Consider the following 24447-nt stretch of genomic DNA (forward strand, 5'->3'; position numbering starts at 1 on the left):
ACGACTGCAGCAACGCCCGCCAAAGGCTTTCCCCGGTCCTGTGCCCGACCGGTGCCCGACCGGTGCGTCGGCCCGGTGGCGGGCGGAAGACTCGGCAGAGGCCGCCGTCAACCCGGCGATTCACCTGGATTGAGGGAAACGCCGGGCGGCCCGGACGCCTTTTCCGAGCCTTTCGCCCGCGACCACGCCGTACGGGCAACGCGAAACGGCCCGGCCCGACGGTGTTGTCGGGGCCGGGCCGGTCGTGCGTCGAGAGCCGCGGTTCAGTGGGCGCGGCGCGTGCCACCGCGAGGCTTGCGGTGCGTGCCCTTCGGCTTGGGGACGGCCTTCACGCTCCGGTTGGTCGCCTTGCCGAGCCGCACCTGGGTGAGCAGCAGCCCGAACGCCACGAGCAGCGCGGCGAGCCACGCGGCCTGCGTGCTGGCCAGCTTGTCGAATGTCAGCTCGTTCGCCCCGTCGGCGGCGTTCTGCATCGACTGCGAGTTGCCGGCGTTCTCGAGGAGCGGCGCGGTCGACGGCGCCTGATTCGTCTGGCCCTGCGTCTGGTTCTGCGGGACGTTCGGCAGAACCGCGTTGTTCTGCGGCGCCGTCTGCGGCGTGCTGTTCGCCCCGGACGTCGTCCCGGAGTTCAGGTTCCCCGACGGAGTCGTCGTCGAACTCGACCCACTACTGCCACTGTTCGATCCGCTACTGCCACTGTTCGACCCGCTCGAATGCGTAGCCGTAGCCGTCGGCTTCGGCGTAGACGACTTCGACGGCGTCGGCTTCTTGGTCACCTTGAAAGAGGTGTGAGTAACGCCGCTGTCGGCGCCGCTGCTGCTCGAGATCGCCTCAGCCGACAGACTGACCGTCCCGGTGGCCGATACGGCGACCGTGAAGTCGATGGTCTCGCCCGTAGCGTTAACGTTCCCGAGCTTGCACAGACCTGCGGAGGGCGTGCACCGAGCGCTGACGACTCCGGAAGTCGTTCCCAGGCTCAGTCGGACGTCGTCGACGCTGGTCTCCTCGCTATAGACGTGTGCCGTGTAAGAGACCGTGCTGTCTGTATAGATTGTGCCGCTGCCCTTACGCGTGAGTTTCACATGCAGCACTGGCGCGGGCGGTGTTGGAGAAGCTGAGTCCGTGCTCGTGCCGTCCGTCGGTTTCGAACTGGCCGTGTGGCCGGACGTTGTCGGCTTTGAGCCGGAGGGCGATACGGAGGGTGATTTCGATGTGTCGTCGGCTGCGAGGGCGGGTGGGGCGTTGCCGACGATCAGGACGATACCTGCGCCGAGAACGATGACCAGCGGGTTTCGTGCCGATCGTGCGAGCACCGCTCACAACCTCCCCATCGCACCGCAAAGACGCCCACCCCGGCTTACCCCGGCTCGGTGGTTATGAATCATGCGATCACGTGAAAGCCGATCAATCAACCGTGCTAACGAGGTTATATCGCAGCAACCCCTAGATGAGCTCTTGGTGAAGCCCGGTGATCTCGTCGCGAGCGACCCATGCCTGGTAGACGCCGATGTCCACCCGCTCCAATTCGAGAGCGGCGGCGACGGGGGCGCGGCCGCCGCTGTACTCGACGCGTACCCAGCCGTCGTGTTCGCCGATGACGACGAACGGCTCCCCGCGCCAGGTGCAGCGGGTTCGCAGGTAGCGCAGGCTCTCGACCTCGTCCTCGCGGACGATTCGCAGGAACCGGCCGGGCCCTATCTCGGTGAAGCCTTCCGCCGGGCCGGCGGAGTACAGCCGGACCTCACCGTCGACACCGGGCACGGCGTCGTAGTCGCCGCCCTGCCATCGAGCGACGTAGCCGTCTCTGTTCACTTCTCGTTCTCCCACACGAGCCGGTCCGCGTCGTACCTCGCGACGAAGCGCTCGGACCCGTCACTGCTGATGGCGTACATCTCGGAGCCGTGCGGCAGCCGGAAACTCTCGACCTTGTACTCCGGGATGCTGCCCGCGCTGCCGGAGGCGAAGCCGTCTCCGGTGAACGGCGGAGGCTCGACGACCCAGCCGTCCTCGCCCCACTCCTTGAGCGCGTCTTCGGACGTGCCGCCGAAGGGCGTGCGGTAGAGCCCCGCGCGGTACGCGGGCCACCGGATGACGTGCACTTCGGGGTCGTCGGCGGTGAAGGGCGCCCCGTCGCGGATCAGGCCGAGGCATTCGTACAGCCGACGCGGCGTGTTGAGGTCGATGACGTCCGGCACGCGGTACACGAAGCCGGCGACCCGGTCGTACGCCTTCTCGAGGTACCACGGGACCTGGTCGTGGGCCACGACCTTCTGCATGATCGTGAACCCGCTCTCCGCGCCGGGCGGCGCGGCCACGGAGGGCTGCGGCGCCGGTTCCGGGAGCGGTGCCGCCTGCGGTTCGGCCGGTGGTACCTCGGCCGGGGCGCTGGGCGCCTCCACGACCGCCGCGGGCTCCGGCTGCGGCGTGACCGGTGCCTCGGCCGTCGTGTCCTGTGGGACATCGCCGGGCGCCGCTTCGGGCGGCGGCGCGGCGGACCGGCCCGCGATCGCGGCGATCTCCTCGGCGGACAGCGCGATCTCGATCGGGGTGCCGGGGTTCACCGACACGTCCCAGCTCGGCTCCGGCCACGCGGCGATGAGGTCGGTGAACTTCGGCATGACGAAGCCCGTCGTGCCGACCGCCTCCTTCATCCAGTCGAAGGAGGTGAACACGAGCACCGACGTTCGGCCGCGAACCGGGACCGCCGACCACGGGAACGCCGGGTCGTTCGGCGGGGTCTGCACCGTCGGCGGCGTACGGCTCCACACGGGCAGGAACACCGATGCCTCGAGCAGCGCGGTGAGACGCAGGGCCGGGTCGTTCCGGGCCTCGAACAGCCGCCGCTCGGCGTCGTTCTGCGCCGGGAAGTCGCTCGTCAGTCGCTCCGCGGCCGCGTCGTCGACCTGCCGCGACAGGGCGATGATGCGCTCGCCGGGGATCGTGGCGCCGATGGGGGAGCCGTCGTTGATGACGAGGTCCCACGCAGGGTCCGGCCAGAAGCGCAGGACCTTGGCGAGGTCGGACAGGACGAACGGGTGGCCGCCCATCGCCTCGCGCATCCGGCTCGGTCCGGTGAACAGCGGGACGACGGTACGCCCGCCGGACTCGCGGGTGTACCACTGGAAGCCCGGCCGCCCGGGGCCCAGCATGAGGTCGCCGCCCTCCACCATGGGCACCCAGATCTGGCGTACGCCCAGGAGCGTCCGGAGGAATCCGTCCCGGTCGTCGCGGGCGGCGGCGTCGTGCAGCAGGCGCTCTTCCTCGTCCAGCGGGACGAACTCGGCGCCGGCCGTGAAGTGGGGAGTGAGGGGCGCGTCGGAGGACGGCACCGGGGCGTCCGGCCGGGCGGCCGCGTCCGGGGACGGTTCGGCGGCGACGGCCGCCTCGTCGGGGCCGGCGGGCATCGGCTCGTCACCGGAGATGACCGGTTGCGGCGCGGTCTCGGCCAGGGGCGGCGTGCCGGGTGCGGGCGGAACCGCGCTCGCCGTGGCGTACGAGAGGTACGGCCGCGTGCCGTCCCCGGACGGCGGCGCGGTGTCCGGGCCGGGCGTCGGCGCGGGGCCGTCCGGCGGCGCCGAGGGAATGCCAGGATCGGGCGCGTCCGGCGCGGGCGGCGTTCCGCCGGGCACGGGCTGATGCACGTCCGGCCACGAAACCGTCGGCACGTCTCCGGCCGGTTTCGGGGCGAAGCTCGGATCCGGGCTCTGCGGCTCGGCCGGTCGTACGGGCGCGGGGGCGGTCTCCGCGGCGGGGGGCGCCGGCGGGGCGGCGTGCTGGTCGGCCGGCGCGGGCTGCGAGCCGGGCGCGTCGTACACGCCGGACGCGGTGTGCACGTCGATGATCGTCGCGGGCCAGGCCGTGGTCGGCTGGGAACCGGCCTCGTCGCCGCCCGGCGCGGCGTGCGCACCGGTGGCCGGGCCGCTTCCGCCCGGGATCGCGTGCGAGCCGAGACCACTGTCCTGGCCGCCGGGCGCGGGGTAACCGCCGGTGGCCGGGCCGGTCCCATCCGGGATCGGGCGCAGGTCGAGACCAGTGTCCTGACCACCGGGTGCGGGATGACCGCTGGTGGCCGGGTCGGTTCCGCCCGGGAGCGCGTGGGGGTCGAGACCGGTGTCCTGGCCACCGGGTGCGAGGTGGCCGCCGGTGGCCGGGTCGGTTCCGTCCAGGGCCGGGCGCGGGTCGAGACCGGAGTCCTGACCGCCCGGCGCGGCGTACGGGCCGGTGTCGGGGCCGCCCGGTGCGGCGTGCGCGACGCCTTCGGCGTCGTGCCCCGCCGGGGCGGTGCCGAGCTCCGGAGCGGGGACCGGCTGAGCGGCCGGGGTGGGAGCCGCCTCCGGGACGTGCGGTCGCTGCTCGGCCCTCACCTGGTCCGCGGTGATCTGGTTGAGGAACCAGGCGGGCAGGTAGGCCTCGATCGGCATCCCGGAGTTGACCGCGAGCCACCAGTCGGCGTCCGGCCAGGACTGCGCCATCTCCACCAGCGACATCCGTACGAATTGCTCGTAGCCGGGGCCGAGGTGGCGGCGCGCCGACTCGACGGACGTGTAGGCGAGCACGTGGGTGCGCCCCTCGTGGACGCTGGTCGGCCACGTGAACGCGGGCTGTCCGGAGGCGTTGGGCTCCGTCTGCGGCACCGGGACGACGAGCTCGGCCACGCTCAGCAGCCTGAAGTAGGCGTTCTGGTCCCCGGCGCGCAGCACCTCGCCAAGCTGCTGCTCCAGTTGGTTAGCGGGCTCCCATGTGTCGGTCATTGGCCACCCCCCGGAAGCTCTTTGCACAAGGTGTCCACCGTACCGGGAGCAAACCGGCGGTGCGCACGAGTACCACCAGTCGATCGGACCAATCAGGACTAATCGGTATCATTTGCCCCTTTTGGCCACGTTACACGCTGCTGTCTCAGGAGTGATCTGCCGCCCCCCGCCGGGGCTCGCCTCCTGCGGTCTTGCCGCCGGCGAGCCCATCTCCTGAGAGCCGGCCACGCCCGGCTGGCCTCATCCGGCCGATCTCACCGGGCCGACCGCGCGGGGTCGGTTGCACCGGGTCCGGCCGGATCGGGGGCGGCACTGGGCCGGCCGCACGGGTCGGCCTCCCGGGCGGACCGCACCGGGCCGACCGCACCGGGCCGGCCGCACCGGGCCCGTTGCACCAGGTCGGCCGCATCCGGGGGGTACCGACTCGGGCCTCGCGGGCGGACCTCCCGGGGCCGACCGCACCGGGTCGGGCTCAGCGGGACAGTCGGCGGAGGGCGGTCAGCAGGCGGTCGATGTGCTCGTCCGTCGTGCCGATGCCGATGCTCGCCCGCAGGGCGGTGCCGTCACCGTCGCCGCAGCCGCCGTCTCCCGCGCCGACCAGCCGCCGGACGAGGGGGTGCGCGCAGAACTTCCCGTCGCGCACGCCGATGCCGTACTCCTCGGAGAGCGCCGTGGCGACGGCACGGGACTCGCGCCCCTCCACGACGAACGACACGATGCCGACGCGCGGATGCCGGTCGCCCCACAGCGACAGCTCCCGTACGCCGGGGATCGCCGCCAGCCCCCTCCGCAGCCGCGCCAGGAGCCGCTCCTCCTCCGCGACGAGGGCGTCCCAGTCGGTCAGCGCCTCGCAGGCGGCGGCGAGGGCGACGACGCCGAGGACGTTCGGCGTGCCGGCCTCGTGCCGCTGCTGCGGGTCGGTGGACCACGTCACGTGCTCGCCGACGCTCGCGGTGGCGCCGCCGCCCAGCAGGTACGGCTCCGCGGCGCGCAGCCAGTCGGCGCGGCCCACGAGGCAGCCGGCGCCGAACGGCGCGTAGAGCTTGTGCCCGGAGAAGGCGACGTAGTCCACGTCGAGCGCGCCCATGTCGAACGGCCGGTGCGGGACGAGCTGCGCGGCGTCCACCGCGATGCGGGCGCCGTGCGCGCGGGCGACGGCGGCGAGCTCGGCGAGGGGCCACAGTTCGCCGGTGACGTTCGACGCGGCGGTGACGACGAGCAGGCGCGGCCCGGACGGCGCCGCGGCGAGGGCCTCCCCGGCGGCCGTGACGGCCGCGGTCGGGGAGTCGGGGGCGGCGAGCCGTACGACCCGGTGGCCGCGCCCCCAGGGCAGCAGGCTCGCGTGGTGCTCGGACTCGAAGACGACGACCGTGGTGCCGTGCGGCAGGGCGTGCGCGAGGAGGTTCATCGCGTCGGTGGTGTTGCGGGTGAACACCACGGCGTCCCGGTGCCAGGCGCCGACGAACTCGCGTACGACGCGACGGGCGCGTTCGTACCGGTCGGTCGTCACCTGCGACGCGTAGCCCGCGCCGCGGTGCACGCTGCTGTAGTAGGGGAGGGCGGCGTCGAGCGCGTCGCGCACCGCCTCCAGACAGGGCGCGCTCGCCGCGTAGTCGAGGTTCGCGTACGAAACGGTGCGGCCACCGGCCACGGGGACGGGAACACCCGCGCCGACGACACGAAGAGTGGGACGGGCGACGGCGGGCAGATCGAGGACAGCGGACAACACGCACCTCCAGCGGGGCCTGGGACCCCACGAGGGGTCCGCGCTTGTCCGGCACGGTCGTGCCGAACCCGGTCATCACCCGGGGCACCCCGCCACGGACGGAGGGTTGCCGGCCAGCAAGCCGGGGCTCAACGCTGGCACTCGTGACCTGATCGGGATTATAGAGCACCGTCCGGACTCTGCCTATTCGCGATCACATGACCGCTTCCGCGCGTCTAATACCGGCAGGCAACGTCGAAGGGAGCGGGTAATGCGGAGTGGATGGCGGTGGCCGGTGGGGGCCGCGCTGGTGGCGGTGTGCGCGGCCGGCTGCGCCGTCGGGACGAACAAGGGCCAGGTGTGCGACGACGCCGTCAAGGCGGTCGGGACCTACAACGCGACGCTCAACCGCATCTCACCGGACGACATCACCGGGTGGAAGCAGGCGGCGGCGACCCTCGCCACCCGGTTCGACGCGCTCGCCCGTGAGTCCGACGACCGGAAGGTCAAGCGCACGCTGAGCGGCATGGCCACCGAGTGGCGGGGTGTCAGCACCGGCATGACCCCGCGCGACATCTCCGGAATGCAGGCGGCCGTCCAGCGGCAGCCGGCCGCCCTGGCCAAGGCCTGTCACTGAGGCCGGCGGCAGCCGGCCGCCCTGGCCAAGGGCCGTCACTGAGGTCCGAGCGCCCGCGGGCGCTCGGATCGCTCACTCCGAGCCGGAGTCGTACACCCGGCCCGTCGGCTGGCCGGTCGGCGGGCCGCCGGGGGGCGGGCCGCCGGTCGGCGGGGGCGACGGGTGCGTCGGCGGCGACGGGTGCGTCGGCGCCGACGGCCGAGTCGTCCGGGGCCGCGAGAAGGTCGGGTACGGCCGCGGCTGGACGGGTGCGTACGACGGCGGCCACTGACGCTGGCCGACGTACACCGAGGGGTCGCCGAACTGCTTCACCGACATGTTCTCGTCGGCCTTGACGAGGTAGTCGTGCCAGATCTTGGCCGGCAGGTCGCCGCCGTACGCGGAGTAGCCGGGCAGGCTGAGCGCCTTGTTGTCGGTCCGGAAGACGGCCACCGAGGTCGCGAGCTGCGGGATGAACCCGTTGAACCAGATCTGCTTGCCGCTGGACGTGGTGCCGGTCTTGCCGGCCGCGTTCCGGTCGGGCAGCGCGGCCTTGTAACCGGTGCCGTTGTCGACGACCTTCTGCATGGCGTACGTCGCGTCACGGGCGACCTGCTTGCTGAAGACCCGGGTGCCGTCGGTCGGCTCGGTGCGCTTCTTGCCGTCCCGGTCGGTGACCGACCGGATGACGTGCGGGGCGTGGTACACGCCCTCGGAGGCGAAGGCGGCGTACGCGGCGGCCTGCTGCTCCACGCTGACGTCGATGACGCCGAGCGGGAACGTCACGGCGGTGTTCGCCCCGTTGGCGGTGAGCTGCGACTCGGGGATGCCGAGCTTCTCCGCCATCTTCATCACCTTGTCGTTCCCGATCTTCTGGGCGATGTTGACGTAGGCGGTGTTGATGGAGTTCTGCGTGGCGGTGACGAGGTTCACCGGGCCGAAGTCCTCGTTGTTGTCGTTCTGGATCGGCTTGTCGCTGCCGTCGAACGTCTGGTCGTTGCTGCCGTCGACGTAGTCGTCCAGCGACATCCCGTCGTCCAGGGCCGCCGCCAGCACGTACGGCTTGAACCCCGATCCCGGCTGCACCTTGGCGTCGAACGCGGAGTTGAACGCCTGGTCCAGGTAGTCCTTGCCGCCGTAGAACGCGTTGACCTCGCCGTTGGACGGGTCGATCGACACCAGGCCCGCCATCACCTTCTTGGAGACGCCGGAGGGCATGGCGTCCTCGACCGCCTTCTTGGCGTCGTCCATCAGGTCCTTGTCGAACGTCGTGCGGACCTTCAGGCCGCCCTTGGCGATCTGGTCGTCGGTGTAGCCCATGCGCTTCAGCTCGGCCTTGACGAGCTCGTACACGTAGCCCTTCTGGCCGCCGTAGATGTCCTTCGTCTTCTGCTTGATCGGCGTGGGGAACCGCATGGCCGCCGCCTCCTGCGGCGTGATGCTCTTCATCTGCACCATGCCGTCGACGACGTACTTCCAGCGCGCCTGCATGTACGGCAGGGCGCCCTTCACCGACAGGTCACCGGCGTAGGTCGGCACCTGGATGGCCGCCGCGAGGTACGCGCCCTCGGCCGGGGTGAGCTTTTGGACGTCCTTGCCGTAGTACGCCTGCGCGGCCGACTCGATGCTGTAGGAGTCGCGGCCGAAGTAGATGGTGTTGAGGTAATTCTGGAGGATCCAGCTCTTGTCCTTCTCGCGCCCGACCTTGAGCGCGATCATGATCTCCTTGAGCTTCCGCGACGCGGTGCGCTGCTGGCTGAGGCCGCTGTAGTAGTTGCGGACCATCTGCTGGGTGATGGTGGACCCGCCCTGTAGCGACCCGCCGGTCGCCGTGGCCCAGAACGCCCGCGCGGTGCCCTTGAAGGACACGCCGGGGTCGCTGTAGAAGCTGCGGTTCTCCGCCGAGATGACGGCGTCCCGGACCGGCTTCGGCACCTGGGACAGGGGCACCGGCTGGCGGTTCTTGCCGGTGCGGAGCAGGACGCTGCCGTCGCTGTAGTAGAAGACCGACGCCTCCTTCACGGCGTCGGGCTGCGCGGAGCTCGGGACCGGCGTCATCAGGTAGGCGACGACGAACGCGGCGACGGGCAGCAGGATCAGCACGCCGAGGACGTACGTCGTGCGGCGGAGCCACTTGGCCCGCCGGCTCCGCTGCTTCTTCGGTTTCTTCGGCGGCTTGGACTTCTCGCCCTCAGGCAGGGCGTGCACGGCGGTCATGGTCGACGGGCTTTCGCCGACCATGACCGCTGACGGGCTGCCCGCCGTGGGTCGCACGGCCGGGGCGATGCCGGGTCGAGGGTCGGTGTCGGGTCGAGTGGCGTCATGGTGATCAGCGGCTCCGGACTCGACGGGTGTTGCCGATTCGGCGGCGCCGCGCGGATCGGCCGCGTCCTCCGGTCCTGCCGCAGCCTCGAGCCCGTCGGCGCCTCCATTGTTGGACGCGCCGGACGGCTCGGAAGTTGGCGTAGACCCTGACTGCGTTGCGAATTCACCGGCGTCGGCGCCGGTGTCCTTGTCACTCACTCGTCCCCCGTGACCTGCGTGAACCCTCGAACTTACCGTTAGGGTCGCGCGGTACGGATCGGCGTTCCCGGCGTTCGGGGGCTTGACGATCCTATGCCACGGAGGATAAAGAGCCCGTCAGCCCCTGGTGAGCACCGTGCCGATCAACCGCGCCACCTCACGCGCCACGGCGTCCCGCCCCGGCGCCAGATATTTTCGGGTGTCCACAACCGTCGGATGGTCGGCCAGATATGCCCGGACCGCGTCGGTGAAAACCTTGTTGAGGTGTGTGGCGATGTTCACCTTGACGATCCCCGCTTCGACGGCGCGCGTCAGGTCGGCGTCGGGCACGCCGGAGGATCCGTGCAGGACGAGCGGCACCGGTACGGCGTCGCGGAGCCGCGCGATGAGGTCGAGGTCCACCGACGCGGTCCGGTCGGTCATCGCGTGCGAGGTGCCGACCGCGACCGCGAGCGCGTCGACGCCGGTCGCCGCGACGAAGCGGGCCGCCTCCTCCGGGTCGGTACGCGCGCCGGGCGCGTGCACGCCGTCCTTGCCGCCCACCTCGCCGAGCTCCGCCTCGACCCACACGCCGTGGTCGTGGCAGTGGGCGGTCATCTCGGAGGTCGTGGCGACGTTGGCGTCGTAGTCCAGCGCGGACGCGTCGAACATCACCGAGCCCAGGCCGAGCCCGACCGCCTCCCGTACGAGCTCGGGGGAGGTCGCGTGGTCCAGGTGCACGGCGACGGGGACCTTCGCGGCGCGCGCCGCGGCGAGGCAGGCCACCGCGATCGGCTCGAGGGCCGAGTGGTAGCGCACGGCGTTCTCGCTGATCTGCAGGATGACCGGACGGCCCGCCGCCTCGGCCCCCGCGATCAGCGCCTCGGTGTGTTCGAGCTGGATGACGTTGAAGGCGCCGACGCCCTGCCCGGCGACGACGAACTCTCCTGCGGAGACGAGAGGCATCTGCGGAATCCTTCGTAGGCGGCGGGATCGTAGGAACCCGCGACGGGGGCGAGTACGGCCGCGGCCGACAGGGCGGCGGCGTCCTTGAGCAGGTCCGGCCACGGCGTTCCGACGCCGGCGGCGAGCGCGGCGACGACCGAGTCCCCCGCGCCGGTCGGATTGCCGCTGACCACCCGCGGCGGGGGCACGCGGTGAACCTCGTCACCGGTGACGGCCATGAGGCCGTCGGCGCCGAGCGAGACGACGACGGCGCGCGCCCGCAGCGCCCGTGCCCCCGCAACCGGGTCGTCCGTGCCGGTCAGCTCGGTCAGCTCGGCGGCGTTCGGCTTGACGGCCCAGGCGTACGGCGCGGCGTGCCGCAGGGCCTCACCGGACGTGTCGACGATGACGGGCACGTCGCGCCGGGCGAGCCGGGCGACGGCGTCCTGCGGCACGCCCGGTGGCAGGCTGCCGGAGATGACGACGACGTCGGCGTCGGGGATGCGGGCCTCGAGGGCCGCCCACTCCTCCGGGGTGACGACCGGGCCGGGCTCGTTGAGGAGCGTCGCGTCGCCGCCGGCGACGACGGTGACCGTACGGCGGGTCTCCCCGGCGATGGGGACCAGGTCGTGCGCCAGCCCGGCGGCGTCGAGGTCGGCGCGGACGGCGTCACCCGTCGCCCCGCCGGCCAGGCCGAGGACGAGGACGTCGTGGCCGAGCGACCGCAGCACGCGCGCGACGTTCACGCCCTTGCCGCCCGCGCGGGTGTGCACGGTCTCGACCCGGTGGGTGCCGCCCGGCCGCAGCTCCGGCACCTCGTACGTCACGTCGAGCGCGAGGTTCGGCGTGACGGTGACGATCACGCCGTCACCACGCTCTGGACCCGGAGGTCCGTGTCGAGCAGCACCAGGTCGGCGCGGAGCCCGGGGGCGATGGCGCCCCGGTCCGTGAGACCGAGCAGCGTGGCCGGGGTCGTCGAGGCGAGGCGTACGGCCTCCTCCAGTGCGACACCGGACGCCCGCACCGTCTGCCGGAAGATCGCCGCGGTCGTCGCCGTGCTGCCGGCGATCGAGCCGCCCTCGGCCAGCCGGGCCACGCCGTCGCGCACCTCGACGTCGAGCCCGCCGAGCGTGTACTCGCCGTCGGACATGCCCGCCGCCGCGATGGAGTCGGTGACCAGCGCGGTCCGCGCGCCGCCCGCGACCCGGGCGACGTGCGCCACGATCGCGGGGTGCAGGTGCACGCCGTCGCCCACGAGCTCGACCACGACCTCCGGCGCCTCGAGCAGCGCGAGGATCGGTCCCGGCTCGCGGTGGTGCAGCGGCCGCATCCCGTTGAACAGGTGGGTGGCGACCCGCGCGCCCGCCCGTGTCGCCTCGACCGCGACCTCGTACGTCGCGTCGGTGTGCCCCACGGCGGGGACCACCCCGGCGTCGCGGACGCGGCGCACCGCGTCCAGGCCGCCGTCGAGCTCGGGCGCGAGCGTCATCATGCGGACGTTCGGGACCTTGAGCAGCCGCTCCACGGTGGCGGGGTCGGGGTCGCGCAGCAGCGTGGGGTCGTGAGCGCCCTTGCGGGCGACGGACAGGAACGGCCCCTCGTAGTGGATCCCCGCGAGCACGCCGTCGTCGGCCAGCTCGGCGAGCACGGACGCCCGGCGTTCCAGCTCGGCGGGGGACGCGGTGACGAGGCTGGCGACCAGCGTCGTGGTGCCGTGCTCCAGGTGGAACGCCGCCGCCCGTACGCACTCGTCCGGGTCCGCGGAGTCGAACGACGCGCCGCCGCCGCCGTGGCAGTGGATGTCGACGAAGCCGGGAACGATCACATGGGCGTGCCGGTCGGCGCGCTCCGGCCGGCCCTGTTCGACGTGCGTGATCCGGCCGTCCTCGACGCCGACCCATCCGGGTTCGAGGATCCCGCCGGGGGTGACGACCTTGTCCGCGCTCAGCACCGTCATCGTCGTCATCGTCGCTCCAATAGGTCGCGTGCCCACAGACCGGCTCCCACACACCCGGCCTCGTCGCCGAATGTCGCGATCGTAAGGCGCGGCCGGCGATGGAAGGTGAGCCGTCCGGTGAGGTCGTCGGAGAGCGGGCCGAGCAGGAGGTCACCCGCCCGCGACAGGCCCCCGCCGATGACGATCACCTCGGGTGCGACGAGCGCGGTGGCGGCGGCGAGCGCGGTGCCGAGGAAACCGATCGTCTCGGCCCAGATCGCCGCCGCGTCGGCGTCGCCCTCGCTCACCAGGGCCGCGACCTCACCGGCGGTCGCGTCCCGGCCCGTACGGCGTGCGTAGCGGCGGCCGACCGCCGCGGCGGACGCGACGGCCTCCAGGCAGCCGGTGCCGCCGCAGACGCACGGCTCGTCGACGCCGACGGACATGTGCCCGATCTCCCCGGCGTAGCCGTTGCCGACGCACAGGTGTCCGTCGATCACCATCGCCGCCGCGATGCCGGTGCCGATCGGGATGACCAGCGAGTTGCGGGCGCCCTGCGCGGCGCCGAGGCGTATCTCGGCGGTGCCCCCGGCGCGTACGTCGTGGCCGACCGCGACCGGCAGTCCGGTGCGCTCGGCGATCAGGTCGCGGAACGGGACGTCGCGCCAGCCGATGTTCTCCGACCAGGCGGCCACGCCGCGCTCGTCGTCGACGATGCCGGGCACCGCGAGGCCGACGGCCTCTGCGGTGCCCGCCTGCTCGACCAGCTCTGCCACGGTCTCCAGCACGGCGTCCACCGCGGCCTCGCCCCGCGGCGTGGGCCGGCGGAGGGCGGAGACCCGGTCGAGGCCGGGGGAGAGGACCGCTCCCTTCATCGACGTGCCGCCGACGTCGAGAGCGACGATCACTTCAGCACGACCGAGCGGGTCAGCGACCGCGGGCGGTCGGGGTCGAGTCCCTTCGCCTCGGACTGGGCGACCGCCACCCGCTGCGCGACGATCAGGTGCGCGAGCGGGTCGAGGTCGCTGGTCACGAACGTCGCGCCGGTCGCGGCGACGTCGTCGGCCAGACCCTCCGGAGCGGTACCGAACATCCAGGTCAGCCGGCCCGGCTGGGCGATGCTGATCGGGCCGTGGCGGTACTCCATCGCCGGGTAGGACTCGGTCCACAGCTGCGCGGCCTCGCGCGCCTTCAGCGCCGCCTCGTCCGCCAGGCCGTTGGTCCAGCCCCGGCCGAGGAAGCTGATCTGCTCGGCGGCCACCCACTCGGGGTCCAGCGGCTGGGCCAGCGCCCGCTCGGCGTCGTCGGCGGACACCGCGTCGCCGATGGAGGCCCGCAGCAGCGCCAGCGCCGTCGTGGCGAAGCGGGTCTGCACCACGGACTTCTCGTCGGCGAAGTCGAGGATCACTTGCCGCGTGCCGGCGGCGAACGGCGCGTCGTGGATCGCGGTGATCGCCGTGACGTTCGGCAGGCGCTCGACCGCCTCGAGCACCTCGGTGGTGGTGCCGGATCGGCTGATGGCGACATACCGGTCATAGTCGCGGCCGAAGGGGAGCTCCGAGGCGGGGAAGGCGTCGGTGACGCCCAGGCCCCGGCTCTCGCGCAACCCCGCGTACGCCCTGGCCATGTACAGGGACGTGCCGCAACCGAACACGGCGACCCGCTCGCCGTCACGGGGAAGTACGTCCCGTGCGTCGGCCAGCCGGTCAGCCGCCAGCCGCCAGCAGGAGGGCTGACTCTCGATCTCGGCCAGTACGTGTTGCTGCGCCAATCCCGCCTCCGCGTTTGCTCGTTATTGAGCGATTCGTGCTTGCATCATGCACTAATGAACACGAAGTCGCCAACAGTCCTGAGCAGATGATGCGCGGGAGGCGGCGGACGGGTCACTCGTCGTCCCGCGGATGGTGCCGGCTGAGGTTGCGCTCCAGGAGGGACAGGCGGGCGGCCACGCCCGACCGTGCCGCCGGCGATCTCCGGCAACCGGCCGTCCTCCTCCTTCGGCCGGACCGGCGCCCGGTCCATCGCCGCCTGCGCGGCGAACAGGCACGGCGTGCGGCAGATGGCGACGCCCACGCCGAGGTCGCTCAGGTCGGACAGCGAGGCGTCGGTGGAAAGGCCGGCCGGAGCCGCTGGACGAAGCCCACCAGGTCCGGCCAGGCGATGAAGCCGATGTCGGGAAGGCCGTAGTACGAGGCCGCGAACCCGAACCCGAACCCGAATCCGGAGACGGACAACCCGTCATGGTGGCGGGCCGCCATGGACGCCGAGAACATATGAGCGGTGTGACCGATTCGGCGTCGATCGCGCTTCGGAGACGGTCTCCGGCCTCATTTCGCCGCGCCGACCGTACGGACCGGCCGGAATGCGCCTCCATGTGTTCCCCCCGTGCGCTCGTCCGAGCTCGGCGTCCCCGTGGCGAGGGTCCTGCGCGCCGCCCCGCGCCGCCCACGGTAAAGGCGCGGTAATGACGGTGGCGCCGGCGCGTCGGTAAAGGGTCGCTGACCCTGCATCGGAGATATCGCGGAATCGTCCGAAAAGCGGCTGAAAAATCGCGGAAAGCCGGCTCCGGATCTGCCGATCGTGGCGGCGAAAGACGGGTTTGCCGGTGGTGTTGCCGGCGTCCGTGGCTTGTCACTTCTGTGAGGAGTGCGGCGGTCAAGGTGTGCGAATGTTGCGTAGATCACAAAGATACTCGCCAGTAACGTTCCGCTGACCCGCGATGTCAGAAGGAGGGTCAGATGGCGGAACAGGCCGTTGCGGTCGACACGAATGCTCCGTGGGGAGCGCGGATGGGCATCGGCGACCGAGTGATCGTCGGAATCTTCGTGGGGATTCCGTTCATCGCCGTGATCGTGTCCGTCGCCGCCCTGTGGGGCTGGGGCGTGACCTGGCACGATCTGGTGATCGGCGCGGTGATGTACGTGATCGCCGGGCACGGCATCACGATCGGTTACCACCGGCTGTTCACCCACAAGGCGTTCAAGGCCGCCCGCCCGCTGAAGGCGGCGCTCGCCGTGGCCGGCACGATGGCGGTCGAAGGCGACGTGATCACCTGGGCCGCCGACCACCGCCGCCACCACCAGTTCTCCGACCGGCCGGGGGACCCGCACTCGCCCTGGCGGTTCGGCAAGACCGTCCCGGCCCTGGTCAAGGGCATGATCTGGGCGCACGTCGGATGGACGTTCAACAACCCGAAGACCAACCAGCGCCGCTACGTCCCCGACCTGCTCGCCGACGCCGACCTGCGCCGGGTCGCGCAGTGGCAGCCGCTGATCGTGCTGTTCTCCTTCGCGGGTCCCGCCGTCGCGGGCGGCCTGTGGGGCTCCGGCACCTGGGACGGCGGCGCCGCCTGGTCGGCCTTCTTCTGGGCCGGGCTCGTCCGCATCGGCCTGCTGCACCACGTCACCTGGTCGATCAACTCGATCTGCCACGTCGGCGGTGAGCGGCCCTTCCGGTCCCGCGACCGGTCCGGCAACGTCTGGTGGCTCGCCCCGCTGTCGGGCGGCGAGTCGTGGCACAACCTGCACCACGCCGACCCGACCTGCGCGCGGCACGGCGTCCTGCGCGGCCAGCTCGACTCCAGCGCCCGGCTGATCTGGCTCTTCGAACGCCTCGGCTGGGCCCGAGACGTCCGCTGGCCGGACGAACAGCGGCTCGCCGCACGGGCCGGCGCCGACTGAATCGACCGAGTCGGCGGCATCCGCCGACCGAGCCCGCCCCCGTCGTGCACGATCGGCCGGTGAAGGGTGTGTTGACCGTGGTGAGGAGACAGGACGCCGAATCCCGGCCATGGCTGGCCGTCCCCCGAGGCACGGCCGCCTGGCTGCGTCCTCTCGTCGGGCCGCTGGCGGACGAGGTGATCGCCGAGATCGGATCCCGGGCTGCCCGAGTTCGACCGCCCGGAGGACGACGTCTTCCAGCACCAGCAACGGCTCGCGGTCGAGGGCGCGCTCCGCCAGTTCGTCGACCTGCTGGAGAACCCGCGCGCCCCCTGGGAGAGCATCGCCTCGGTGTACCGGACGATCGGGGCCTGGGAGGCCGACCAGGGCCGGAGCCTCGACGCCCTGCAGCGATCCCTCAGGGTGGGCGCCCGGCTGGCCTGGCGCCGGATCGCCGACCAGTGCGACTCGCCCGACGTGCTCGGCCCGCTGGCCGAGGCCATCTTCCTCTTCCTCGACGAGATCGCCGCCGCCGCCTCCGAGGGGTACCTCAAGGCGATCGGGCGGGCCGCCGGCGAGGTCGAGCGCCGCCGGCGCAGGCTTCTGGGCCTGCTCCTGTCCGACCCGCCCGCGTCGCCGGAAGAGGCCGCGGAGGTCGCCCGGATCGCCGGCTGGGCCCTGCCCCGTACGGTCGCGGGCGTCGCGCTGCACGAGCGCAAGCAGGACCAGTTCACCCCGCTGACGCTTCCACCGGACGTGCTGGTCGACACCGACGGCCCGCAGCCGTACCTGCTGCTGCCCGACCCGGACGGCCCGGGACGCTCCCGGATCCTCGAGGCCATCGACGTCGACTGGATCACCGCCGTCGGCCCGACCGTCCCGCTCCGCTCCGCGGCGAGCTCGCTGCGGTGGGCCCGGGAGGCCCTCGCCCTCGTCCGGCGCGGAATCATCTCCCCAGACGGCCTGATCCGCTGTAGCGACCATGAGGCGACGCTCGTCATCTTCCGCGACGAGGACTTCATCCGGAACGTCGCCGCCGGACGGCTCGCCCCCCTCGACGCCCTGCGCCCCGGGCAGCGTGAACGCCTCGCCGAGACGCTCCTCGCCTGCCTGCAGCGCGGGTTCAACGCGAACGAGGCCGCCGAACGCCTCCACATCCACCCGCAGACCGTGCGGTACCGCCTCCGGCAGCTCGAGGACCTGTTCGGGGAGCGCCTGTACGACACCGACCGGCAACTCGCGCTCGAGATGGCGCTGCACGCCTGGCTCGCGCTCACCCGCGCCGACGAGGCCTGATCCCGCGGTCTCGCGAATCCCGACGCGACCGGCGAGCCACCCACCGTCGTTGGCCGCCTTCGGACAGGAGACGTTGCGGCTACTAACGAGATACGTAGTGTGATAGTCATGTGACGGTGCGCTACAGGTCGGCGCACGCGCGTCTCGTCAACGGCAAGCCATGGAGACGGTCATGCTCGTGTTCACCCTCGCTGTAGCCGCGGCCGTCGGGGCCGTGTTCGCGGCCGCGTTCCTCTTCCGGAAGGCACGGCACGGCGCCGACGACCGGGGACCGGCCAGCACGACCGCGGGTCACGCGGGCTCGATGCTGTCCTCCCTCTTCCTGCTCGTCTTCGCCATCGCCATCGTGGTCCCGTGGACGACGGCCGACTCCGCCCGGCAGAACACCCAGGCGGAGAGCCAGGCGATCGTCGACGCCTACTGGGCCGCCGCGGCGCTGCCCGCCCCGGCCGGCACCCAGATCCAGGCGTCACTCCGCGACTACGTGCGCTTCGTCGTCGACAACGAGTGGAACGTCATGAAGCAGGGGCGGCTCAGCCAGGAGGGCTGGGCGCGCCTGGACACGCTGCGCGCCCAGGTCACCGGCCTGCAGGTCTCCGGCAACAACGCGGAGACCGCCCGCAGCAGCCTCCTCGACCGCATCCGCGACATGTCGGCCGCCCGCGGCCAGCGCGCGGTCGACGCCAAGAGCGCCCCGCCGAGGGGCCTGCTGGCACTCACCATCGTCACGGGGATCCTCGTCGGCGCGTTCCCGTTCCTCGCCGGGGCCCGGCCCCGGGGGACGGCCCTCATCCCGGCGGCCGCGATGGCCGCGATGCTCGCCGTCGGGGTCTACCTCGCGTTCGACATCTCCCACGTGTTCAACGGCGCGCTCCGCGTCAAGCCCGACGCGTTCACGTCGGCGCAGCAGGAGTTCCCCCGCATCCCTGAGAGCCGGTGACCCATGCGCGCACGCGGCATCAGCGTTCTGGCCACGGGTTCGCTCATCGGGCTCATGGCGAGCCCCGCCCTGGCCGACGACGGGCCCCACTCCACCCGGTCCCGCACGCCCGGCCCGATGCACCGGGCCTCCGCGACGGAGTCCTCCGACGGCCCTCGCTCCGCGGGCCCGCCGACCGCCGACAGGGACCGCTCGACCCGGTCCCGCACGCCCGGCGAGGGACACCGGGCCTCCGCGACGGAGTCCTCCGACCGCGCTCTCCCCGCCACCCCGCCGGCCGACGACGGAGCCCGTTCCAGGTCCCGGACGCCCCGATCGGTGCGCCGGGCCTCTGCCACGAGATCCTCCGGGGGCCCGCCCTCCGCAGCCCCGGCGGCCGACGCCGGGGCCCGCTCCACCCGATCCCGTACGGTCGGCGAGGCGGCGACCGACGGCGGGGCCCGCTCCGCCCGGTCGCGCGCGGTCGGCGAGGGGCGCCGGGGCTCCTCGGCAGAGCCCTCCGACGGGCCTCTGCCGGAAGGCCCGCTCGCCGGGGGCCTCCTGGGGGGTCTGCTGTCCGGCGGCCCGGCCTCCGCCGACGCGCCCCCCGACGGCGCGGCGTCCCGGGGTCCGGACTCCGGCGGGCCGTCCGCCGCCGATCCCGCATGGCCGTCGTCCCCGTCATCCCGGCCCGCCACGCGACCGGCCCGTGAGGATCCGGCCGATCCGCGTGAGCCGCAGCCATCCCGTCCGCCCGGTCGGCAGGCCTCGGCGCGCACCCACCCCGCCGATCGCGTTCCCGGCCGGTCCGGCACACCGGCCGAGCGGCGGCTCGCCGTGACAGGTTCCGGCGGGGCCGGGCTGCTGCCCGTCACCGTCGGGGACCCCGGGCCGCTCTCCGTCGCCGTGGGCGGTCTCCTGCCGCTCTCCGTCACCGCGGGCACTCCCCGGCCGGTCTCCGTCGCGGTGGGCGGGCCGCAGCCGCTGCTCGCCGTGACGCTCTCGGTATGCCTCGACCTGGACCTGCTGCACGCCCTGGACGTCCGCCTCGCCATCGGACCCTGCGGGCGCGCCGCACCACCGCCGCCCCCGCCGCCACCGGCACCACCGGCTCCGCCGCCCCCCACCTCGCCGCCGGCGCCTCCGCCGACGCCCCCGCCGACCCCGACGCCCCCGCCGCACCCCGCGCCGCCCGCCGCACCCCCGGCCGCGTCGCCCGCCCCGGTGGTCCCGGTCGCCGTCCGGCCGGTCGCGCCGCGTCCGGCGGCCCCGCCGCCGCGGACGGCGCCGAGCCGCCCGACGGCGCCGTCGTCGTCCGTCGCGGCGCCGGAGCCGAGGAAGCCCACGGCCGTGTACGTGCCGCATCGCAAGAAACCGCTGGCCACGGTGACGGTCATCGTCGTCCTGGCGGTCATCGTCGCCGTCGGCGCGGGGCTCGCCTTCGCCACCGTGTGACGCCGCAGCCGCGACGCGGCCGGCCGGCTCAGCCGGCTGAGCCGGCAGGCATGCGGATCCCTGGCGAGGGGGGGGGGCGGCGGGGGGGCCCGCCGCCCGGGGGGGGGGCGCCCCCTCGCCAGCGATGGGTCGATCAGACGTCGTAGTACAGCTCGAACTCGTGGGGGTGCGGGCGGAGCCGGATCGGGTCCAGCTCGTTCTCGCGCTTGTAGGAGATCCACGTCTCGATGAGGTCCGGCGTGAACACGCCGCCCTCGAGGAGGTAGTCGTGGTCGGCCTCGAGCGCGTCGAGGACGGCCTCCAGCGAGCCCGGGACCTGCGGGATGTTGCGCGCCTCCTCGGGCGGCAGCTCGTACAGGTCCTTGTCCACCGGCTCCGGCGGCTCGACCTTGTTCTTGATGCCGTCGAGGCCGGCCATCAGCATGGCGGCGAACGCGAGGTACGGGTTGGCGGACGGGTCCGGGACGCGGAACTCCAGGCGCTTGGCCTTCGGGTTCGACCCGGTGATCGGGATGCGGACGCAGGCCGAGCGGTTCCGCTGCGAGTACACCAGGTTTACCGGCGCCTCGTAGCCCGGGACCAGGCGGTGGAAGGAGTTCACCGTCGGGTTGGTGAAGGCCAGCAGCGACGGGGCGTGCTTGAGCAGGCCGCCGATGTAGTACCGGGCGGTGTCGGACAGGCCCGCGTAGCCGACCTCGTCGTAGAAGAGCGGCGAGCCGTCCTTCCACAGCGACTGGTGGCAGTGCATGCCGGAGCCGTTGTCACCGAAGATCGGCTTGGGCATGAAGGTGACGGTCTTGCCGTGCTGCCGGGCGACGCTCTTGATGATGTACTTGTAGAGCATCATCTTGTCGGCCATGGTCAGCAGCGTGTCGAACCTGATGTCGATCTCCGCCTGACCGGCGGTGCCGACCTCGTGGTGCTGCATCTCGGTCTCGATGCCGCACTCGATGAGCTGCCGGACCATCTCCGAGCGCAGGTCGGTGAAGTGGTCCATCGGCGGGACCGGGAAGTAGCCGCCCTTGAACCGCGGCTTGTAGCCGAGGTTGCCGCCGTCCTCCTTGCGGCCGGTGTTCCACGCGCCCTCGATGGAGTCGATGTGGAAGTACGACTCGTGCGCCTTCGTCTCGAAGCGCACGTCGTCGAAGATGTAGAACTCCGCCTCCGGGCCGAAGAACGCCGTGTCCGCGATGCCGGTGCCGCGCAGATAGTCCTCCGCCTTGCGGGCGACGTTGCGCGGGTCACGGGTGTACGGCTCGCCGGTCAGCGGGTCGTGGACGAAGAAATTGAGGTTCAGCGTCTTGTGCTGGCGGAACGGGTCGACTACAGCCGTCGACGGGTCCGGCAGCAGCAGCATGTCCGACTCGTGGATCTCCTGGAACCCGCGGATGGACGAGCCGTCGAACATCAGCCCGTCGGTGAAGACGTTCTCTCCGAAGTTCTCCACCGGGAACGTGAAGTGCTGCGTCGTGCCGGGCAGGTCCGTGAACCTGCAATCGACGAACTGCACCCCTTCGCTCCTGATGAAGTTCAGGACCTCTTCGGCGTTGTTGAACATCCAACCTCCTTGGGGCGCTCTAGTGCGGTTAGAACGTTAGGTACCCGCCGTTTCCAAGCCATGTCCCATGTGTTTCGCGTGTGTTACGGCCACCCTGGAACCGTTGGAACGCGGTTCGGCGGCTAACTTTGAGGGTATGAGTGAACGTCGCCGCTCGATCGGATCGTGGATCGAAGGGGCTCGCGCGGCAGGTGTGGACCTGGGTCGCCCCGGGGAGCGGATGGGTCTCCCGCGCGAGGGGGCGGGCGCTGTGGCCGGGTACGGACGGCGGCTGGGCGCCCTGGTGATCGACTGGCTGATCGCGCTGGCGATCGCCGCCGCCCTGGCGGGCGCCCTGCACGTCGGCCCGCAGACCCGTAGCCTCCTCACGCTCCTGGTGTTCGGCGTGATGGCGTGGCTGCTCACCGGGCTGGTCGGGACGACGTTGGGCAAGCGGCTGTGCGGGCTGCGGGTCGTCCGCGTCGACGGCCGCCCGGTCGGGCCGTTCTGGTCCCTGGTGCGCACGGTGCTCCTGGTCCTGGTCGTGCCCGCGCTGATCTGGGACCGCGACTACCGTGGCCTGCACGACCGCGCGGCCAACACCGTCGTCGTACGCCTCTGACCGAGGTCGGCCGGAGGCGCCGGGCTCAGCGGGTGCGCGGCTTGGGGCCTTTCGGCATCCGGACGCCCTTCGGGATCGGGCCCTTCGGCATCTGCATCGCCTGCGGCAGCGCGTTGAGACGGTCGATCAGCTCGCTGACCTGCTCCTTCTTCAGGTTGCGCGGCAGCTTTGTGAGGTGGCGCTGCAGCTTGCTGATCGGAATCTGGCCCTCTTCGGAGCCGACCTGGATGTCGTAGATCGGCACCTCGGAGGCGGCCCGCGAGATGCGCTTCTTCTCGGCGCCGATCAGCTTGCCGACCCGCGACCGCGGGCCCTCCGACAGCAGGATCACGCCGGGCACGCCGATGACGCGGTGCACGACGTCCATGTTGCGGTTGGCCTGGACGGCCGGGGTGACGACCCAGCGGCCCCGCATGTTCTCCACCAGCGAGGCGGCGGCGCCCGGCCGGCCCTCGAGCATGGCGTACTGCGTGCGCTGCGCCATCTGGCTGAACACGATCATGCCGACCAGGAGGGCGACCAGGACGCCCAGCGGGATCAGGAACAGCTCCTGACCGAGGGCCAGCCCGAGGACCACGAAGACGACGAGAGTGCCGAGCGCGGACGCGAAGACGATCGGCATCGCCTTCGGGTTGGCCTGGTGGACCAACGAGGCGACCATGCGAATCTGCTTGAGGCGACCGGTCCGCTCGTCCTGCGTGCCGTCCTGGGGCTTCTTTGGCATGGATGGAAGGATACGAGGGTTCGGGACCCGAGTCGAAAGCGGGCCAGTGCGGCGTTAACAAATTTCGATCCAGCCACAGGGCGTGTAAAGCGTTGACATGATCCGGTTCGCCGTCTTAGCGTCCCGAAGCAGGTTTCCGCTGCTCTTGGAGTCGTCATGGCCTGGTCCGATGTACGTGCTTCGGTATGGAAGGTTCCGCTTCTCGTGTCAGCTGGTCTCGCCACGGTCGTGGCGACCACGGCGCCCGGCTCGGCGGAGGTGACCCCCGCAGAACAGTCGCGCGTCGCCTATCACCAGTGGACGTCGGCGCGCGACTTCGCCGCCGGCTCCTCCGAAGGAGTGCGCCGCCTGGGGTCGGGCGCGCTGACGATCGCCCATCCCGTCGGCACCACCACCTACACGGACCCGTACGGCGCGGGCACCAAGACCTGGGACTACGCCCGCTGGACCTCCCCGAACGTCTCCATCGGGTTCGGGGCCAGCCAGCTCATCGCGTCCTGGAACGCCAGCACGCCGCACGGCAGCTGGCTGCAGGTGGAGATGCGCGGGCACACCGGCACGGGCGCCGAGACGAAGTGGTACGTCATGGGCCGCTGGGCGGCCGACGACCCGGGCGAGGGCGGTGACATCAACCGCACCTCGGTCCCAGGGCAGAAGGACGACAACGGCAACGTCGACATCGACACCTTCGTCGCCAAGAACTCCCTCACGTCGTACCAGCTCCGCGTGACGCTCTACCGGCTGCCCGGCGGGCACGTCCGCCCGGTGCTGCGCTCGGTCGGCGCGATGGCCTCGCTGGTGCCGTCCCGCACGACGGTGCCGGTGAGCCCGCTCGGCGGGGCGGAGGGCATCGAGCTGAAGGTGCCGACGTACTCCCAGGAGATCCACAAGGGGCAGTACCCGCAGTACGACAACGGCGGCGAGGCGTGGTGCAGCCCGACCTCGACCTCCATGGTCGTCTCCTACTGGAAGCGCGGGCCGTCCAAGAAGGATCTGTCCTGGGTCGACCCGTCGTACGCCGACCCGCAGGTCGACTACGCCGCCCGCAACGTCTACGACTACAACTACCAGGGCGCGGGCAACTGGCCGTTCAACCCGGCGTACGCCGCCCGCTTCGGCCTGAACGGGTTCATCACCCGGCTGCGCTCGCTCACCGAGCTGGAGCAGTTCATCAAGGCCGGCATCCCGGTCGTGACCTCGCAGTCGTTCAAGGCCTCGGAGCTGCCGGGCGCCGGCTACAGCACCAACGGCCACCTGTTCGTGGTCGTCGGGTTCACCAAGACCGGCGACCCGATCATCAACGACCCCGCGTCGTCCTCGGACGCGGCCGTGCGGAACGTCTACCCGCGGGCCAACTTCGAGAACGTCTGGCAGCGCAGCTCCTCCAGCGGCGGCATCGCCTACATCATGTACCCGCCCGGCCACCGGCTCCCGGCGAACGTCCCCGGCGTCGAGAAGAACTGGTGAGGGCACCCGCCTGAAGACTTCTGTCCCCCCGGAAGAGAGGAACGCCCCGGCCGCGCGCGGCCGGGGCGTTCCCCTGCGCGTCTCAGTCGGCCTGGCGGGCGGTGATGGCCTGCTGGTAGAGGCGTCCGGCGCGGTAGCTGGAGCGGACCAGGGGCCCGGACATGACGCCGGTGAAGCCGATGGCCTCGGCTTCGTCTTTGAGTTCGACGAACTCTTCGGGTTTGACCCAGCGTTCGACGGGGTGGTGGCGGGGGGAGGGCCGCAGGTACTGGGTGATGGTGAGCAGTTCACATCCGGCTTCGTGCAGGTCCCG

20 protein-coding genes, 1 pseudogene and 1 riboswitch are annotated in these 24447 nt (G+C 72.0%); of the genes and pseudogenes, 7 read left to right on the forward strand and 14 right to left on the reverse strand.

Features of this window, described 5'->3' with window-relative positions:
• Window positions 1-263 precede the first annotated feature (263 nt).
• The 4 genes from AB0L00_RS21320 to AB0L00_RS21335 form a co-directional block, all read right to left on the reverse strand.
• A complete protein-coding gene (locus AB0L00_RS21320; protein WP_364436694.1) occupies window positions 264-1313 on the reverse strand; it encodes a hypothetical protein in 1050 nt (349 codons plus the stop codon).
• Between the two features lie 130 nt (window positions 1314-1443).
• The gene (locus AB0L00_RS21325) at window positions 1444-1812 is read right to left on the reverse strand and encodes a hypothetical protein (RefSeq protein ID WP_345365671.1); all 369 of its coding nucleotides are present in this window, start codon (window positions 1810-1812) and stop codon (window positions 1444-1446) included.
• Complete coding sequence (locus tag AB0L00_RS21330; RefSeq protein ID WP_364436697.1) at window positions 1809-4751, reverse strand: SseB family protein; 2943 nt, start codon at window positions 4749-4751, stop codon at window positions 1809-1811. The genes AB0L00_RS21325 and AB0L00_RS21330 overlap by 4 nt, the downstream gene beginning before the upstream one ends.
• Window positions 4752-5223: 472 nt before the next feature.
• Window positions 5224-6477, reverse strand: coding sequence for an aminotransferase class V-fold PLP-dependent enzyme (locus tag AB0L00_RS21335; protein ID WP_364436700.1), 1254 nt, complete (start codon window positions 6475-6477; stop codon window positions 5224-5226).
• 35 nt (window positions 6478-6512) lie between these two features.
• Window positions 6513-6626, reverse strand: a riboswitch (SAM riboswitch).
• Window positions 6627-6727: 101 nt separating this feature from the next.
• On the opposite strand from AB0L00_RS21335, the gene AB0L00_RS21340 reads away from it, so the two are divergent.
• A complete protein-coding gene (locus tag AB0L00_RS21340) occupies window positions 6728-7093 on the forward strand; it encodes a hypothetical protein (protein ID WP_364436703.1) in 366 nt (121 codons plus the stop codon).
• 72 nt (window positions 7094-7165) lie between these two features.
• Here AB0L00_RS21340 and AB0L00_RS21345 read toward each other — a convergent pair whose 3' ends face one another.
• The 7 genes from AB0L00_RS21345 to AB0L00_RS21375 all read right to left on the reverse strand — a co-directional run bounded on the left by AB0L00_RS21345 (window position 7166) and on the right by AB0L00_RS21375 (window position 14689).
• On the reverse strand, window positions 7166-9280 hold the full coding sequence (locus AB0L00_RS21345; RefSeq protein WP_364436705.1) for a transglycosylase domain-containing protein: 2115 nt from the start codon (window positions 9278-9280) through the stop codon (window positions 7166-7168).
• Window positions 9281-9712: 432 nt separating this feature from the next.
• Window positions 9713-10540, reverse strand: a complete 828-nt coding sequence (locus tag AB0L00_RS21350) for a class II fructose-bisphosphate aldolase (protein WP_364436708.1) — start codon at window positions 10538-10540, stop codon at window positions 9713-9715.
• Window positions 10450-11382, reverse strand: a complete 933-nt coding sequence (locus AB0L00_RS21355) for a 1-phosphofructokinase family hexose kinase (protein WP_364436711.1) — start codon at window positions 11380-11382, stop codon at window positions 10450-10452. Before AB0L00_RS21355 ends, AB0L00_RS21350 begins: the two co-directional genes overlap by 91 nt.
• Window positions 11379-12485, reverse strand: coding sequence for an N-acetylglucosamine-6-phosphate deacetylase (gene nagA / locus AB0L00_RS21360; RefSeq protein WP_364436714.1), 1107 nt, complete (start codon window positions 12483-12485; stop codon window positions 11379-11381). The genes AB0L00_RS21355 and nagA overlap by 4 nt, the downstream gene beginning before the upstream one ends.
• Window positions 12482-13363, reverse strand: coding sequence for an ROK family protein (locus AB0L00_RS21365; RefSeq protein WP_364436717.1), 882 nt, complete (start codon window positions 13361-13363; stop codon window positions 12482-12484). The genes nagA and AB0L00_RS21365 overlap by 4 nt, the downstream gene beginning before the upstream one ends.
• The gene (locus tag AB0L00_RS21370; protein WP_364436719.1) at window positions 13360-14226 is read right to left on the reverse strand and encodes a sugar isomerase; all 867 of its coding nucleotides are present in this window, start codon (window positions 14224-14226) and stop codon (window positions 13360-13362) included. The genes AB0L00_RS21365 and AB0L00_RS21370 overlap by 4 nt, the downstream gene beginning before the upstream one ends.
• Window positions 14227-14539: 313 nt before the next feature.
• Window positions 14540-14689, reverse strand: a complete 150-nt coding sequence (locus tag AB0L00_RS21375) for a hypothetical protein (RefSeq protein ID WP_364436721.1) — start codon at window positions 14687-14689, stop codon at window positions 14540-14542.
• Window positions 14690-15193: 504 nt separating this feature from the next.
• Here AB0L00_RS21375 and AB0L00_RS21380 point away from each other — a divergent pair.
• The 4 genes from AB0L00_RS21380 to AB0L00_RS21395 all read left to right on the forward strand — a co-directional run bounded on the left by AB0L00_RS21380 (window position 15194) and on the right by AB0L00_RS21395 (window position 19784).
• Window positions 15194-16135, forward strand: a complete 942-nt coding sequence (locus AB0L00_RS21380) for a fatty acid desaturase (RefSeq protein WP_364436723.1) — start codon at window positions 15194-15196, stop codon at window positions 16133-16135.
• A 330-nt stretch (window positions 16136-16465) separates the two neighbouring features.
• The gene (locus AB0L00_RS21385; protein WP_364436725.1) at window positions 16466-17410 is read left to right on the forward strand and encodes a helix-turn-helix domain-containing protein; all 945 of its coding nucleotides are present in this window, start codon (window positions 16466-16468) and stop codon (window positions 17408-17410) included.
• Window positions 17411-17582: 172 nt separating this feature from the next.
• A complete protein-coding gene (locus AB0L00_RS21390) occupies window positions 17583-18350 on the forward strand; it encodes a hypothetical protein (RefSeq protein ID WP_364436728.1) in 768 nt (255 codons plus the stop codon).
• Window positions 18351-19166: 816 nt separating this feature from the next.
• Window positions 19167-19784 carry a hypothetical protein gene (locus AB0L00_RS21395; RefSeq protein ID WP_364436730.1) on the forward strand — a complete coding sequence of 206 codons (618 nt, stop codon included), beginning with the start codon at window positions 19167-19169 and terminating at the stop codon, window positions 19782-19784.
• Window positions 19785-19917: 133 nt separating this feature from the next.
• Here the strand turns inward: AB0L00_RS21395 and glnA are convergent, their stop codons facing one another.
• A complete protein-coding gene (glnA, locus tag AB0L00_RS21400; RefSeq protein ID WP_364436733.1) occupies window positions 19918-21342 on the reverse strand; it encodes a type I glutamate--ammonia ligase in 1425 nt (474 codons plus the stop codon).
• A 136-nt stretch (window positions 21343-21478) separates the two neighbouring features.
• Between glnA and AB0L00_RS21405 the strand changes: the two genes are divergently transcribed.
• Window positions 21479-21943, forward strand: coding sequence for an RDD family protein (locus tag AB0L00_RS21405; protein WP_364436734.1), 465 nt, complete (start codon window positions 21479-21481; stop codon window positions 21941-21943).
• Window positions 21944-21968: 25 nt separating this feature from the next.
• Here the strand turns inward: AB0L00_RS21405 and AB0L00_RS21410 are convergent, their stop codons facing one another.
• Entirely contained in the window at window positions 21969-22667 is a 699-nt protein-coding gene (locus AB0L00_RS21410; RefSeq protein WP_364436736.1) for a DUF4191 domain-containing protein, read from the reverse strand.
• A 204-nt stretch (window positions 22668-22871) separates the two neighbouring features.
• Here AB0L00_RS21410 and AB0L00_RS21415 point away from each other — a divergent pair, with 204 nt between their 5' ends.
• Window positions 22872-24134 (forward strand): C39 family peptidase, encoded by a 1263-nt coding sequence (locus AB0L00_RS21415; protein WP_345363851.1) that lies wholly within the window; start codon window positions 22872-22874, stop codon window positions 24132-24134.
• Between the two features lie 82 nt (window positions 24135-24216).
• Here AB0L00_RS21415 and AB0L00_RS21420 read toward each other — a convergent pair.
• A pseudogene (locus AB0L00_RS21420) lies at window positions 24217-24447 on the reverse strand (lipoyl synthase); the annotation flags it as partial.

The sequence above is a fragment of the Actinoallomurus sp. NPDC052308 genome (assembly GCF_040679195.1).
GTDB lineage: Bacteria > Actinomycetota > Actinomycetes > Streptosporangiales > Streptosporangiaceae > Actinoallomurus > Actinoallomurus liliacearum.